Annotated in this window: 9 protein-coding genes and 2 pseudogenes; 2 read left to right on the top strand and 9 right to left on the bottom strand. The window is 72.9% G+C overall.

Annotated features, from left to right (window positions below; translation table 11 throughout):
* Nucleotide 1: 1 nt before the first annotated feature.
* From AB0K80_RS19005 to AB0K80_RS18985, 5 genes and pseudogenes are all read right to left on the bottom strand, one after another.
* Nucleotides 2-390: pseudogene (locus tag AB0K80_RS19005) on the bottom strand (YdeI/OmpD-associated family protein); the annotation flags it as partial.
* Nucleotides 391-530: 140 nt separating this feature from the next.
* Nucleotides 531-1,898 carry a hypothetical protein gene (locus AB0K80_RS19000; protein WP_365671014.1) on the bottom strand — a complete coding sequence of 456 codons (1,368 nt, stop codon included), beginning with the start codon at nucleotides 1,896-1,898 and terminating at the stop codon, nucleotides 531-533.
* 120 nt (nucleotides 1,899-2,018) lie between these two features.
* Nucleotides 2,019-3,623: a citramalate synthase gene (gene cimA / locus AB0K80_RS18995; protein ID WP_365671012.1), complete on the bottom strand. Its 1,605-nt coding sequence runs from the start codon at nucleotides 3,621-3,623 to the stop codon at nucleotides 2,019-2,021.
* A gap of 1,039 nt (nucleotides 3,624-4,662) precedes the next feature.
* A complete protein-coding gene (locus AB0K80_RS18990) occupies nucleotides 4,663-5,751 on the bottom strand; it encodes a branched-chain amino acid aminotransferase (RefSeq protein WP_365671009.1) in 1,089 nt (362 codons plus the stop codon).
* 317 nt (nucleotides 5,752-6,068) lie between these two features.
* Nucleotides 6,069-7,112, bottom strand: coding sequence for a 3-isopropylmalate dehydrogenase (locus AB0K80_RS18985; protein ID WP_365671006.1), 1,044 nt, complete (start codon nucleotides 7,110-7,112; stop codon nucleotides 6,069-6,071).
* A gap of 131 nt (nucleotides 7,113-7,243) precedes the next feature.
* On the opposite strand from AB0K80_RS18985, the gene AB0K80_RS18980 reads away from it, so the two are divergent.
* Nucleotides 7,244-8,809: a metallophosphoesterase family protein gene (locus AB0K80_RS18980; protein WP_365671005.1), complete on the top strand. Its 1,566-nt coding sequence runs from the start codon at nucleotides 7,244-7,246 to the stop codon at nucleotides 8,807-8,809.
* Nucleotides 8,810-8,873: 64 nt separating this feature from the next.
* Here the strand turns inward: AB0K80_RS18980 and AB0K80_RS18975 are convergent, their stop codons facing one another.
* From AB0K80_RS18975 to AB0K80_RS18960, 4 genes and pseudogenes are all read right to left on the bottom strand, one after another.
* On the bottom strand, nucleotides 8,874-9,005 hold the full coding sequence (locus tag AB0K80_RS18975) for a hypothetical protein (protein WP_365671003.1): 132 nt from the start codon (nucleotides 9,003-9,005) through the stop codon (nucleotides 8,874-8,876).
* A gap of 231 nt (nucleotides 9,006-9,236) precedes the next feature.
* Nucleotides 9,237-9,775: pseudogene (locus tag AB0K80_RS18970) on the bottom strand (aminoglycoside 2'-N-acetyltransferase).
* Nucleotides 9,776-9,894: 119 nt separating this feature from the next.
* Entirely contained in the window at nucleotides 9,895-11,526 is a 1,632-nt protein-coding gene (gene pruA / locus AB0K80_RS18965; RefSeq protein WP_365671001.1) for an L-glutamate gamma-semialdehyde dehydrogenase, read from the bottom strand.
* A 38-nt stretch (nucleotides 11,527-11,564) separates the two neighbouring features.
* Nucleotides 11,565-12,491, bottom strand: a complete 927-nt coding sequence (locus tag AB0K80_RS18960; RefSeq protein WP_365671000.1) for a proline dehydrogenase family protein — start codon at nucleotides 12,489-12,491, stop codon at nucleotides 11,565-11,567.
* Between the two features lie 162 nt (nucleotides 12,492-12,653).
* Between AB0K80_RS18960 and AB0K80_RS18955 the strand changes: the two genes are divergently transcribed.
* Nucleotides 12,654-13,874 (top strand): helix-turn-helix domain-containing protein, encoded by a 1,221-nt coding sequence (locus AB0K80_RS18955; RefSeq protein ID WP_365670998.1) that lies wholly within the window; start codon nucleotides 12,654-12,656, stop codon nucleotides 13,872-13,874.
* Nucleotides 13,875-13,888: the final 14 nt, after the last annotated feature.

The following is a 13,888-nucleotide window of genomic DNA, read 5'->3' as shown; positions in this document are numbered from 1 at the left end:
CTCACCGCGGCCAGGACCCGAGCCGGGCGAGCACGGCCCTCAGCCGCGCCGCCCGGCTCTCGGGCGTGAGGGCGCGGAGCATCCCGAGCACGAGCTGGTACCGGTCCGTCCGGCCCAGCGCCTCGAAGCGGGCCGCGAGCCGGGGCCGGCGCGCCAGTTCCGCCGCCAGGTCCCGGGGACGCCGGCCTCCTTCTGCGAGGCGTACGCCGCCTCCCACCGCCCGTCCGCCCGGGCGGCCGCCACCTCCGCGAGCCCGGCGGGCCGCATCCGGCCGGCGGCGGTCAGCTCCGCCACCCGGCGCACGGTGACCCGTGACCAGAGGCTGCCCGGCCGGCGCGGGCTGATCCGCTGAAGGCAGAAGGAGCCGTCGAGCCCCTTGCGCTGTCCGGTGTCGACCTGCTCGGGTTCGACAGCAGGTACGCCCCGGTGCCGGCCTCCCTGGCCGCGATTCCGGTGACGTTCGTCCTGGCCCGCGCGATCATGCCCGGCACGCCCGGGCGGATGCGCGCCGCACCGGCGCGGCACCGGCCTCAGAAGCCGCCGCCGAAGTCCCCGCCCCCGCCGAAGTCGCCTCCGCCGCCGAAGCCGCCTCCGTCGAAGCCGCCCCCGAAGTCGCCGGTGTCGAAGTCCGCCCCGGAGACGTCGCCGCCCTCGTAGCCGCCGGCGTCGCCGAAGTCGCCGTAGTCGGCGCCGTAGTCGACCGCGTACGACGGGGTGGCCATCATGCTGCCGAGCAGGGTGCCGACGAGGAGGCCGGGCAGCATGCCGCCGCCGAAGTAGCCGCCGGCCCAGGGGCCGTAGGCCGGGCCCGCGTCCCAGTAGGGGCGGCGGCCGTACTCGGTGTCGACCTCGCGGATCACCGGGTCGCGGCCGTCGGCCAGGCGGGTGGCGTCGGCGGCGCACACCGGCACCTCGCGGGTGGCGCCGCCCGGCGGGGTCCAGGTGGCGTCGGTGACGGAGGGGCCGTGGCGCGGGTCGAAGAAGCAGGGCGGGCGGCGCTCGGGCAGCGGGCGCCCCTCCCGCCGGGCGGCCAGCGAGGCGAGGGCGAAGCGGCCGTCCTCCACGGCCTCGGTGACGGACTTGACGTCCTCGGGCCTGCGGGCGGCGGCCATGCGGGTCTTCGCCTGTTCGTAGGCGTCGAGGGCACGCTCGTAGTCCGCGCGCATCGCGTCGTCGGCGCCTGGCTCGCCGGGGTGGAAGTCGAGGCGGTCCAGCTCCTCGCCGAAGGCGGTGATGTCCTCGTCGACCACCACCCGCAGTTTCTCCAGAGCCGCCCGCTGCTCGGCCTCGTGGCGGCGCCGGTTGCGCCGCACCAGGGCGTACGCGCCGGCGCCGCCGGCCGCCAGCACCGCGCCGGTGGTGATCAGCGTGCCCGTCGGGACACCGCCGGAGCCTGTCTCGCTCCAGCTGCTCGGCGCGGAGCCGCCGACGTTGCGCAGGGCGTCGTCGACGAAGTCGTTGAGCTGGGCCTTGGCGTCGCCCGCGCCCTGCACGGCCGTAACCAGGTTGGACACCGCCTGGCGGCTCAGCACGCTGCTGTCGGCGCCCGCGTTGAAGCGGTCGCCGACGCGGATGCCGTACAGCCCGGTGACACCGGTTTCGGTGCGCACGTTGCGCAGCAGGTTCTGCGTCGGATAGTCGGCCGGCAGGACCGCGATGAAGACGGGCTTGTCCGCGTCCTCGATCTTGTCGGCGAGCGCCTCGGCGTCCGTCTGCGACAGCTGGCCGGAGGCAGCCGGGTCCACGTAGACGGGGCTCTCGCGCAGCGCCGCGCCGATCCGGGACAGGTCGGTGGCGGCTGAGGCGCTCGGGGCGCCCGTCGACAGGACTGCCAGCGCGGCCAGGGCCAGGGCCGCCAGCAGCCCGAGCAGGCTTCGGGTGCACAGGACGGGCTTCATATGTTCGAAGCTACCCGAAGCCTCCTCAAATAGGGCATGCCGGAAGGCGCGGATATTCAGGCCCTCTGGTGCCCTGCCTCAGCAGCCTGCCCGCAACCCCGCCGGTCGGGCCGGCTGCCCTCACTCCGCCGGAGCCACCCCCGCGCGCAGCAGCCCGTACGTGTACGCGTCCTCCAGCGCCTGCCAGGACGCGGCGATGACGTTGTCGGCGACGCCCACCGTGGACCACTCGCCCGCGCCGTCGCTGGTGGAGATCAGCACGCGGGTCGTGGACTGGGTGCCGTGCACGCCCTCGAGGATCCGGACCTTGTAGTCGACGAGGTCCAGCTTGGCGAGCTGCGGGTAGATCTTCTCCAGGCCCACGCGCAGGGCGCGGTCCAGGGCGTTGACCGGGCCGTTGCCCTCGGCGGTGGCGACGATGCGCTCGCCCTTGGCCCACAGTTTGACGGTGGCCTCGTTGGCGTGGGTGCCGTCGGGGCGGTCCTCGACGATGGCGCGCCAGGACTCGACCTCGAAGTAGCGCAGCGGCCTGCCCTGCACCTCGGCGCGCAGCAGCAGCTCGAAGCTCGCGTCGGCGGCCTCGTACGTGTAGCCCTTGAGCTCGCGCTCCTTCACGCGCTCCACGACCCGGCCCACCAGCTCCCGGTCGCCGCCGAGGTCGATGCCCAGTTCCTTGCCCTTGAGCTCGACCGAGGCGCGGCCCGCCATGTCGGAGACCAGCATCCGCATGGTGTTGCCGACCAGCTCGGGGTCGATGTGCTGGTACAGGTCCGGGTCGACCTTGATGGCGGAGGCGTGCAGGCCGGCCTTGTGGGCGAAGGCGGAGACGCCGACGTAGGGCTGGTGGGTGGAGGGGGTGAGGTTGACGACCTCGGCGATGGCGTGCGAGATGCGGGTCATCTCCCGCAGCCGGCCCTCGGGCAGGACCTTCTTGCCGTACTTCAGCTCCAGGGCCGCCACGACGGGGAACAGGTTGGCGTTGCCGACCCGCTCGCCGTAGCCGTTCGCCGTGCACTGGACGTGGGTCGCCCCGGCGTCGACGGCGGCGAGGGTGTTGGCGACCGCGCAGCCGGTGTCGTCCTGGGCGTGGATGCCGAGCCGGGCGCCGGTGTCCGCGAGGACGGTGGAGACCACCGCGTGGATCTGGGCGGGGAGCATGCCGCCGTTGGTGTCGCAGAGGATGACCACGTCCGCACCGGCCTGGGCCGCCGTCCGGACGACGGCCTTGGCGTACTCGGGGTTGGCGCGGTAGCCGTCGAAGAAGTGCTCGCAGTCGACGAAGACGCGGCGTCCCTCGGAGCGCAGGTGGGAGACGGTGTCGCGGACCATCTCGAGGTTCTCCTCGAGCGTGGTGCGCAGGGCCAGCTCGACGTGCCGGTCGTGGGACTTGGCGACCAGGGTGACGACTGGGGCGCCCGACTCGAGCAGAGCCCTGACCTGGGGGTCTTCACAGGCCTTCCCGCCCGCCCGGCGCGTGGCGCCGAAGGCCACCAGCTGCGCGTGCCGGAACTCGATCTCCTTCTGGGCGCGGGCGAAGAACTCGGTGTCCCGGGGGTTGGCGCCCGGCCAGCCGCCCTCGATGAAGCCCACGCCGAAGTCGTCCAGGTGCCGTGCGATGGCCAGCTTGTCCGCGACCGTGAGGTTGATGCCCTCACGCTGGGCGCCGTCACGCAGGGTGGTGTCGAAGACGTGGAACGAGTCGTCGAGCTCGCTGGTTTCCGTCATGGTCTGAAGGCTCCTGTATCGGATCTCGGTCTACCGGAATAACCGGTTCCACCGTCCCCCCATGGTCCCTCGCGCTCGCCTCCCGGCTGCTGGTGGGCCAGGAAACAGAAAAACCCCTCGCGGGTGCGAGAGGTCTGCGCGCGGGTCGAGGACGACGGTGTCCGCCCGTACGTGGTCGTACGTGCGGTCACTGCGGACCGGCGCGCCTGCTGCCAATAATCGTGGCGAACGAGAGCACGGAGGCAGTCTGGCACACCCCGCCCCGGTGCTCACCGTCCGTCTCAGGATGCGGTCACCGTGTGATCACGACCGTCCGGCGGCCTTCTGGCGCCCCTGGCGGGTGAGCACGCCCGGGCGGGCGACCCGCGACGCGGCCACGGCGTGCGTCGGCCGGTGCGCGGGGCCAGCAGGGCCGGGCCGCCGCTCCCGCCAGCAGGACGCGGGGCGGGCCCGGGTCGGCGGCGCTCACGCTGCCGGGGCGGCGGTGGAGGCGGTCGGTGGGCAGATCGCGGACGTACCCGGCCCCGGGGGCGGCGGAGCGGAACGCGACGTGGCGGCCGTCGGCGGAGACGGTGGCGCCGGGGGCGGCCGTCAGTTGGCCGCCGTCGGCCGCGGTGCTACACGGGTTGTCCCGGCCGGGGCGTCGGGAGCGGTGGGGGCCGCGGTGGCGCTCTCGCTGCCCGGGCGGCGGTGGAGGCGGTCGGTGGGCAGATCGCGGACGTACCCGGTCCTGATGGGGCGGCGGAGCGGAAGGCGACGTGGCCGCCGTCGGCCGCGATGCTGACACGGGTGGTCCCGGCCGGGGCGTCGGGAGCGGTGGGGGCCGCGGCGGCGCTCGGGACCGCGGCCGCTGTGAGGGCGAGCAGCGCAGCCGTCGCCCGGGACACCCGTGTGGTGTGAGGCAACCGGACGAGGGGCCACGGGGAGAAGTCCGCGAGGGCCGGCCCGGCGCCCCGTCCAGGGACGCGGTCCGTCCGGGAACGCGGCAGGGCCGCCGCGGAACCGGGTCCGGGGCGGCCCTGGGCGTCGGCGGGGCGGGCTAGCCGAGCGGGTGCATCCAGCCGTGCTTGTCCTCGGCCGTGCCGCGCTGGATGTCCAGCAGGGCCTGGCGGAGCCTCAGCGTGACCTCGCCGGGCTCACCCCCGCCCTGCCGCCACTCCGCCCCGGCCCGCTTGACGGTGCCGACCGGCGTGATGACGGCCGCCGTACCGCAGGCGAAGACCTCGGTGAGGGTGCCGTTCTGCGAGTCGCGCTGCCACTGGTCGACGGAGATACGGCCCTCCTCGGCCTCGTAGCCGAGGTCGCGGGCGACGGTCAGCAGGGAGTCACGGGTGACGCCCTCCAGGATCGAGCCCGTCAGGGAGGGGGTGACGATCCTGTCGCCGTACACGAAGTACAGGTTCATGCCGCCGAGTTCCTCGACCCAGGTGTGCTCCACGGCGTCCAGGTAGCAGACCTGGTCGCAGCCCTTGGCGGCCGCCTCGGCCTGGGCGAGCAGGGAGGCGGCGTAGTTGCCGCCGGTCTTGGCGTCGCCCATACCGCCGGGGACGGCGCGGACGCGGTCCTCGGAGACCCAGATCGAGACCGGCTTCACCCCGCCGGGGAAGTACGCGCCGGCCGGGGAGGCGATGACCAGGAACAGGTACTCGTTGGCGGGCTTCACGCCCAGACCGACCTCGGTGGCGATCATGAACGGGCGCAGGTAGAGGGACTCCTCGCCGCCGTGCGCCGGCACCCACGCCTTGTCCTGCCTCACCAGCGCGTCGCACGCCTCGATGAACGTCTCCACCGGCAGCTCGGGCATCGCCAGGCGGCGCGCGGACTTCTGGAAACGCTCGGCGTTCTTCTCCGGACGGAAGGTCGCCACCGAGCCGTCGGGCTGACGGTAGGCCTTCAGGCCCTCGAAGATCTCCTGCGCGTAGTGCAGGACGGTGGTGGCCGGGTCGAGGGAGATCGGCGCGTACGGGACGAGCTGGCCGTCGTGCCAGCCCCGGCCCTCGGTCCACTTGATCGTCACCATGTGGTCGGTGAAGTGGCGGCCGAACCCGGGGTTGGCCAGGATCGCCTCGCGCTCGGCGTCGGCGAGCGGGCTGGCGGAGGGCTTGAGCTCGATCGTGGGCGTCGTCATCAGTGATGTCCTTCGCTTCCTGGCGAACGGCCGGGCAACGCCCGTGGTTCGGCCGGGGGGCCGGGGGCTGTCCCCCGGAATATGCGGTACCGGTTGTAGTGACGGGCCGCGCTCACGCCCGTACGGCCGGTGCCCAGTGCTAGGACGTCCGAGCATTCCCTCATGCGGCGGCTCCGCGTTCGATTATCGCAAGCGGAGTCCGCGGAAGAAATCGGCGTGAACGCGGTCCGGAGCGTTGATGGTGGCACCCGGCGCGGACATGGGGAAGCCGCCGGGCGCTCGATGACCCGGCGGCTTTCGCGCGGCGACCGGCCGGATCAGCCGGTTACGCGCCCGGCCAGCGCGTCACCGATCTCGGAGGTGCTGCGGGCGGGCCGGCCGCCACGCTCGGCGAGGTCGGCGGCGACCGCCTCCTCGATGCGGGCGGCCTCGGCCTCGTAGCCGAGGTGGCGCAGCAGCAGGGCGACCGAGAGGACCGTGGCGGTGGGGTCGGCCTTGCCCTGGCCGGCGATGTCCGGGGCCGAGCCGTGGACGGGCTCGAACATGGAGGGGTACTCGCCGGAGGGGTTGATGTTGCCGCTCGCCGCGACGCCGATGCCGCCGGAGACAGCCGCGGCGAGGTCGGTGATGATGTCGCCGAAGAGGTTGTCGGTGACGATCACGTCGAACCGCTCGGGCTGCGTGACCAGGTAGATGGTCGCCGCGTCGACGTGCATGTACTCGGTGGTGACCTCGGGGTACTCCTCGGCCACCTTGTTGAAGATGTTCGTCCACAGGTGACCGGCGAAGGTCAGCACGTTGTTCTTGTGGATCAGCGCGAGCTTCTTGCGCGGCCGCGCCTGGGCACGGGCGAAGGCGTCCCGGACCACCCGCTCGACACCGAAGGCCGTGTTGACGGAGACCTCGGTGGCGACCTCGTGCGGGGTGCCCTTGCGGATCGTTCCGCCGTTGCCGGTGTACGGGCCCTCGGTGCCCTCGCGGACCACGATGAAGTCGATCTCCGGCTGGCCGGCCAGCGGGGTGGCCACCCCCGGGAGCAGCTTGGACGGCCGCAGGTTGACGTGGTGGTCGAAGGCGAAGCGCAGCTTGAGCAGGAAGCCCCGCTCCAGGACGCCGGAGGGGACCGAGGGGTCGCCGATGGCGCCGAGCAGGATGGCGTCGTGCTGCTTCAGGGCGTCGAGGTCGGCGTCGGTGAGCGTCTCACCGGTGGCGTGGTAGCGCCGGGCGCCGAAGTCGTACTCCTTGGTCTCCAGCTTCACATCCTGCGGAAGGACGGCGGAGAGGACCTTGAGACCTTCGGCCACGACCTCCTGGCCGATTCCGTCACCGGGGATCACTGCGAGATTGAGGCTGCGAGACATGCGGGCACCCTACTCCTCGTCCCAGGACATGACACGGCGTGTCCGCCATCCGGACGCCCTCGCCGGTCCGTCGGCTGCCGTTCACCCGCCTGTCGGGCGGGAGTCGGCGTCGGCTGGGAAGTTCTCAGGTCATGGAGATCCCCGACTTCGGCATCCCGCCCCGGCTCGCGCAGCGGATGAGCATGGCGGAGCAGCACGAGTACCTGCGCACCCGGCTGTCCCGGCGCCGCACGCTGGTGACGGCGGGCGCGGTGGCGGGCGGCCTGCTGACCGGCTGTTCCTCCTCCGGTCCGGGCGCCGCGACGGCCGGGCATCCGGCGCCGGCCGTCTCCCGGGTCCCGGGCGCCTTCGTCACGCCCTTCGGCCGTCACCTGGCCTTCGGCGCCGACCCGAAGACCCAGATGCGGATCTCCTGGCAGGTGCCGCTGGCGGTGCGCAAGCCCTACGTCCGCGTCGGCCTGCGCCCCGACGACCTGGGCCGCAAGGTGGAGGCGGAGCTGCGTGACCTGCACACCCCCGAGCTGAAGGGCGTACGGGCGGCGGTCGAGCAGTACTACCTGCACGCGGCCCTGGACGGACTGCGCCCGGGCACGACGTACTACTACGGCGTCGGCCACGAGGGTTTCGACCCGGCCGCGCCGCGGCACCGGCGGACCATCCACTCCTTCCGCACGGCACCCGCGAGCCCGCCGGAGCGGTTCGTGTTCACCGCCTTCGGCGACCAGGGCGTCGGCAGGGACGCGGCGGCCAACAACCCGGTGCTGCTGCGCCAGAACCCGGCCTTCCACCTGCACGCCGGCGACATCTGTTACGCGGACCCGACCGGCCGGGGCCAGGAGTCGGACGCCTTCGACGCGACCCAGTGGGATCTGTTCCTGAAGCAGACCGAGCCGGTGGCGCGGTCGGTGCCGTGGATGGTGACGACCGGCAACCACGACATGGAGGCCTGGTACTCCCCCGACGGCTACGGCGGCCAGGCCGCCCGTTTCTTCCTGCCGGACAACGGCTTCGACCCGCGCACGGCACCCGGGGTGTACGCGTTCCGGTACGGCAACGTCGGCGTGGTCGCGCTGGACGCCAACGACGTGTCGTACGAGATCCCCGCCAACCTCGGCTACACGGACGGCCGGCAGACGCGCTGGCTGGACCGCACGCTCGGCGAGCTGAGGGCGGAGGCGGACATCGACTTCGTGGTGGTGTTCTTCCACCACTGCGCGTACTCGACGTCCACGCACGGCTCGGACGGCGGGGTGCGCGCCGAGTGGCTGCCGCTGTTCGCCAAGCACCAGGTGGACCTGGTGGTCAACGGGCACAACCACGTGTACGAGCGCACCGACGCCATCCGGGACGGGGAGGTCGGCAGGCCCGTGCCGGTCGGCGGCTCCACGGACCCCCGCAGGGACGGGATCGTGTACGTCACCGCGGGCGGTGGCGGCAAGGACCTGTACGGCTTCCCGGCGGGCGTGAAGGAGAGCTACGAGGGGAACGTCGCCGACCGCGAGCCGGTGGCGGCCTTCCGGTGGACGAGGTCACGCCTGGCCAGGCAGGAGGTGGTGGAGTGGTCCCGGGTGCGCTACCGGGGCTTTTCGTTCCTCGTGGTGGAGGCGGTCAGCGGTGCGGCCGCGCGGCTGAAGGTCTCGGCGCTGGCGCAGAGCGGCGAGCGGATCGACCACTTCGAGGTGCGGCGCGGCGGGTGAGGCCGTGCCGCACCTCGCAGTGCGGGTGCGGCTCCCGGGTGCTTGCCGGTGCCGGTCGCGCGGCTCAGTGCCCGGTCGAACCGCCGTTGTCCCGGCGGTCGAGGGCGCGCTGCAGCGCGGCGGCGGCGTTCTTGCGGTCGGACTCGCTCATGCGGGAGACGCGGCGGACTCGGCGGCGGGCGGTCGTCTCGGCCATGGGGCATCGACTCCTTCAGGCAACGCGGGAGTACGGATAAGAGGGGGTACGAGACGCCGGATGGGCGGGGGCGGGGCCGCAGGGGTTGCCTGCGCGGGGCCCGGCTCACGACCGCCCTTCGCTGGGTCGAGCGAGACGTTCGGCTCCTACAAACGTAAGGCAGGCCGGGGCGCCTGTCTCCACAATTACTCGGACTTCCTACTATCTGAGACGGCGGGGTCCCTCACGCCCCTAGAGCACGTCCCCGTCCCGCCAGTCGAAGACCAGCTCGGCGTCGGGGTCCGCGAGGCCGGCGGGCCCGGGCCACAGGTACGTGGAGCCCTCCTCCTCGGGCAGCCGCACCACACCGTCCGGGCCGAGCGCGCAGATCCGTCCGCCCCACGCCTGCCAGCCCCGGGCCTCGTAGAGCCGGGCTCCCTCGTCGCTCGCGGAGAGCGCCCCGAAGGCGTAGGCGCGGGTGATGACCCCTTCCAGGGCCTCCATCACCCGGCCGCCGAGACCGGTGCGCCGTACGTCGCGGCGGACGCCGACCGCCTCGACGTATCCGATCCGCAGCCAGCGCCGGCCGTACCGGACCCGGCGCATGACCACCGCCCCGTGCGCGGCGAGCCCGTGCTCGTCGTGCACCAGGGCGTGCACGCCGCCCAGGGCGTGGTCCCAGTCGTCGTCGGAGAAGTCGGCGTCGAAGACGTCGTCCAACAGGCCTCGGACGGATCGGAGTCCGCCGGGGTGAGGTCGGCGGTGTGGGCCGTGCGCAGGCGGGTGGTCATCGGCCCAGTATGCGAGCACGACGGAAGGGGCCGGGACCGGGGAGCGCGCCGGCGGGTGGGTGACACAGCGAACGGGCCAGGCCGGTGCGGCCTGGCCCGTTCGGTGTGCCGGGGGGGGCTCAGCCCATGTGCGGGTACGTGTAGTCGGTCGGCGGGACCAGGGTTTCCTTGATGGCCCGGGTCAGGGTCCAGCGCAGCAGGTTCTGCGGGGCGCCGGCCTTGTCGTTGGTGCCGGAGGCGCGGCCGCCGCCGAAGGGCTGCTGGCCGACCACGGCGCCGGTCGACTTGTCGTTGATGTAGAAGTTGCCGGCCGCGTACCGCAGCTTCTGGGCCGTGTAGGCCGCCGCCGCGCGATCGTTGGCGATGACCGAGCCGGTCAGCGCGTAGTCGGACACCGACTCCATCTGGGTCAGCATCTCGTCGTACTTCTCGTCCTCGTAGACGTACACCGCGAGGATCGGGCCGAAGTACTCGGTGCGGAACACCTCGTTCTCCGGGTCGGTGCACTCGATGACGGTCGGGCGGACGAACCAGCCGGCCGAGTCGTCGTAGGTGCCGCCCGCCACGATCGTGCAGGCCGGGTCCTCCTTGGCGCGGTCGATCGCGGCCTTGCTCTTGGCGAAGGCACGCTCGTCGATGACGGCGCCGATGAAGTTGGACAGGTCGGTGACGTCGCCCATCTTGATGCCGTCGACCTCGGCGGCGAACTCCTCCTTGAAGCCGGAGTTCCAGAGGGAGGCCGGGATGTAGGCGCGGGAGGTGGCGCTGCACTTCTGGCCCTGGTACTCGAACGCGCCCCGGGTCAGGGCGGTCTTGAGCACCGCGCGGTCGGCCGACGGGTGGGCGACCACGAAGTCCTTGCCGCCGGTCTCGCCGACCAGACGCGGGTAGGAGCGGTACTTCTCGATGTTGGCGCCGACCGTCTTCCACAGGTACTGGAACGTCCTGGTCGAGCCGGTGAAGTGGATGCCGGCGAGGTCGCGGTGCTCCAGGGCGACCTCGGAGACCGCGATGCCGTCGCCGGTGAGGAGGTTGATGACGCCCTTGGGCAGACCGGCCTCCTCCAGCAGCTGCATGAGCAGCACGGCCGCGTGGGTCTGGGTCGGGGACGGCTTCCAGACCACCACGTTGCCCATCAGGGCGGGGGCGGTGGGCAGGTTGCCCGCGATCGCGGTGAAGTTGAAGGGCGTGATCGCGTAGACGAAGCCCTCCAGCGGGCGGTGGTCCAGGCGGTTCCACACGCCCGGGGAGTTGGCCGGCGGCTGCTCGGCCAGGATCTGGCGGGCGTAGTGGACGTTGAAGCGCCAGAAGTCGACCAGCTCGCAGGGCGTGTCGATCTCGGCCTGCTGGGCGGTCTTGGACTGGCCGAGCATGGTGGAGGCGGCGAGCGTCTCGCGCCACGGGCCGGCCAGCAGCTCGGCCGCGCGCAGGAAGATCGCCGCGCGGTCGTCGAAGGACATCGAGCGCCAGGCCGGCGCGGCGGCCAGGGCCGCGTCGATGGCGTCCCTGGCGTCCTGCTGGGTGGCGTTGCGGTAGGTGCCGAGGACGGCCCGGTGGTTGTGCGGCTGGACGACCTGGAAGGCCTCACCGCCGCCCATCCGCTTCTCGCCGCCGATCGTGCAGGGCAGGTCGACCGGGTTGTCGGCCAGCTCCTTCAGCTTCGTCTCCAGCCGGGCGCGCTCGGGCGAGCCGGGGGCGTAGCCGTGCACCGGCTCGTTGACGGGGGTGGGGACCTGGGTCACAGCGTCCATGGTTTCCGTAACTCCTTGAGGTGAGCGGTGGTTCGGTCTCAGCCCTTGGTGATCATGCTCCGCACGAAGAACCGCAGGTTCGCCGGCTTCTCCGCGAGCCGCCGCATGAAGTAGCCGTACCAGTCGGTGCCGTACGCGGTGTAGACGCGTACGCGGTAGCCCTCGGCGGCCAGCCGCGCCTGCTCCTCGCTGCGGATCCCGTACAGCATCTGGAACTCGTACTCGTCCGGCTTGCGCCCGGCGCGGTGGGCGAGTTCCTGGGCGACGGCGATGAGGCGGGGGTCGTGGGACCCGATCATCGGGTAGCCCTCGCCGCCCATCAGCGTGCGCAGGACCCGGACGTACGCCTTGTCGATCTCGTGCTTGTCCTGGTGCGCCACGGACGCCGGCTCCTTGTAGGCGCCCTTGACCAGCCGGACGCGGCTGCCGCTCGCGGCGAGGCGTACCGCGTCGGCCTCGGTGCGGAACAGGTACGCCTGGATCACGCAGCCGGTCTGCGGGAAGTCCTTCCGCAGCTCCTCGTGGATGGCGAACATCGAGTCGAGGGTGGTGTGGTCCTCCGCGTCCAGCGTGACCGTGGTGCCGATGTCCGCGGCGGCCTCGACGACCGGGCGGACGTTGGCGAGGGCCAGCTCGTGGCCGCCGGGCAGCGCCTGCCCGAACATCGACAGCTTGACGGACATCTCGGCGCGGATGCCGAGGTCGAGCGGCTTGAGCCGGTCGATGAGCTCCAGGTAGGCGTCGCGGGCGGCGGCGGCCTGCTCGGGGGTGGTGATGTCCTCGCCGACGACGTCCATCGTCAGCTCCAGCCCCCGGTCCGTGAGGTTCCGGACGACCGGCAGGATCTCGTCGACCGTCTCGCCGGGGATGAAGCGTTCGACGACCTGCCTGGTCCCCGGGGCCGCCGAGATCAGACGGCGCATCCGGTCGCTGCGCGACGCGGCGAGAATCACGGGACCCAGCACGGGGCACCTCCACAACATGCAGCAGAAGGCCGTGACCCGGCGTTCCGGGTACGGCACGGAGAACCACCGTGAAACCTAAGGATCCCTCCGATCGTCGGCCATCGACAGCTGTCACGCATCCGTGCCGCAGATCTCAGACAGATGTATGAAGGCGGCGGCGGGATGCGGGAGAATGCCCGGGTGACGTCGGACTACAGGGCTGACTACCAGGAGCTGGTGGACGAGATCTCCGAGCTACTCGGCGCACCGGCGACGCTGGAGAACCGCGACTTCGAGCTGATCGCCTTCGGCGCGTACGACGCCGAGGGCGACCTCGATCCGTCGGCCCTGGACCCGGTGCGCACCCGCTCGATCCTCACCCGCCGTTCGACACCGGCGGTGCGGGCCTGGTTCGAGGGGTTCGGCATCACCCGGGCCACCGGCCCGGTCCGCATCCCGCCGTCACCGGAGGCGGGGGTGTACCGGGGCCGCGTCTGCCTGCCCGTACGCCATCGGGGGGTCGTCCTCGGCTACGTCTGGCTGCTGGACGACGACCCGGGCCCGGGTCAGGCACAGCTGGCTGCCGCCATGCGGGTGACGGCCCGGATCGGCGCCCTGCTCGCGGACGAGGCGCAGCACGGGGCCGATCTGAGCAGGGAGCTGCGGGCCGTGCTGACGGCGGAGCGCGACTGGCAGCGGGACATGGCGATCGCCGAGCTGCGCACCGCGCTCGGCCCGCGCGCCGACGGCCTGCACACGGTGGTGTGCGTGGCCCCCTGGCCCTCGGCCGACCCGGACGACGCCCCGTCGGTCCGTACGGTGCCGGGGGCCACGGCGTTGTGCACGGTGCCGTGGGGGGCGACGGACCTGTGCCTGGCGCTGCTGCTGCGGCTGCGCTCGGCGTCCGCGCCGAGCCCGGCGCTCTCGGCGGCCGCGCGGCTGCTGGAGCGGCCGCCCGCCGCGCCCGGCAGCACGGCCGCCGGCGGTGTCGCCGCCGGGGTCGCCGTGCCCCGCACCGGCCTCGCCGAGCTGGGCGCGGCCTGGCGGGAGGCCTCCGCGGCGGCCCGTGCCGCCCTGGCCGAACCCCGCTTCGGCCCGGTCGCCGAGTGGGCGTCGATCGGCCCGTTCCGCCTGCTCACCGCACTGCCTCCGGAGGCCGCCCAGGACCCGGCCGTACGTCCCCTCCTCTCACCCGCCCACCGGGAACTGGCCCGCACCGCCGAGGTCTACCTCGACTGCGCCGGCCAGGCCGCCCGCACCGCCGCCGAACTGGGCATCCACCGCCAGACCCTGTACTACCGCCTCTCCCGGGTCGAGAAGCTCACGGGCCTGGACCTGGACGACGGGGAGGACCGGCTGCTGCTGCACATGGCGCTCAAGGGGACGCGGCTGACGGCGGGCTGAGGCCGGCCCCGGGG

The organism is Streptomyces sp. NPDC052682, assembly GCF_040678435.1.
Taxonomy (GTDB): Bacteria; Actinomycetota; Actinomycetes; order Streptomycetales; family Streptomycetaceae; genus Streptomyces.
Note: the sequence above shows the minus strand (reverse complement) of the source record. Positions and strands in the feature narration are given on the sequence as shown.

Coding starts and splice junctions, on each gene's coding strand:
- AB0K80_RS18955 (WP_365670998.1), top strand. CDS start 12,654: ATGCGGGAGAATGCCCGGGTGACGTCGGACTACAGGGCTGACTACCAG.
- pruA (WP_365671001.1), bottom strand. CDS start 11,526: ATGGACGCTGTGACCCAGGTCCCCACCCCCGTCAACGAGCCGGTGCAC.
- AB0K80_RS18990 (WP_365671009.1), bottom strand. CDS start 5,751: ATGACGACGCCCACGATCGAGCTCAAGCCCTCCGCCAGCCCGCTCGCC.
- AB0K80_RS18975 (WP_365671003.1), bottom strand. CDS start 9,005: ATGGCCGAGACGACCGCCCGCCGCCGAGTCCGCCGCGTCTCCCGCATG.
- AB0K80_RS19000 (WP_365671014.1), bottom strand. CDS start 1,898: ATGAAGCCCGTCCTGTGCACCCGAAGCCTGCTCGGGCTGCTGGCGGCC.
- AB0K80_RS18985 (WP_365671006.1), bottom strand. CDS start 7,112: ATGTCTCGCAGCCTCAATCTCGCAGTGATCCCCGGTGACGGAATCGGC.
- AB0K80_RS18980 (WP_365671005.1), top strand. CDS start 7,244: ATGGAGATCCCCGACTTCGGCATCCCGCCCCGGCTCGCGCAGCGGATG.
- cimA (WP_365671012.1), bottom strand. CDS start 3,623: ATGACGGAAACCAGCGAGCTCGACGACTCGTTCCACGTCTTCGACACC.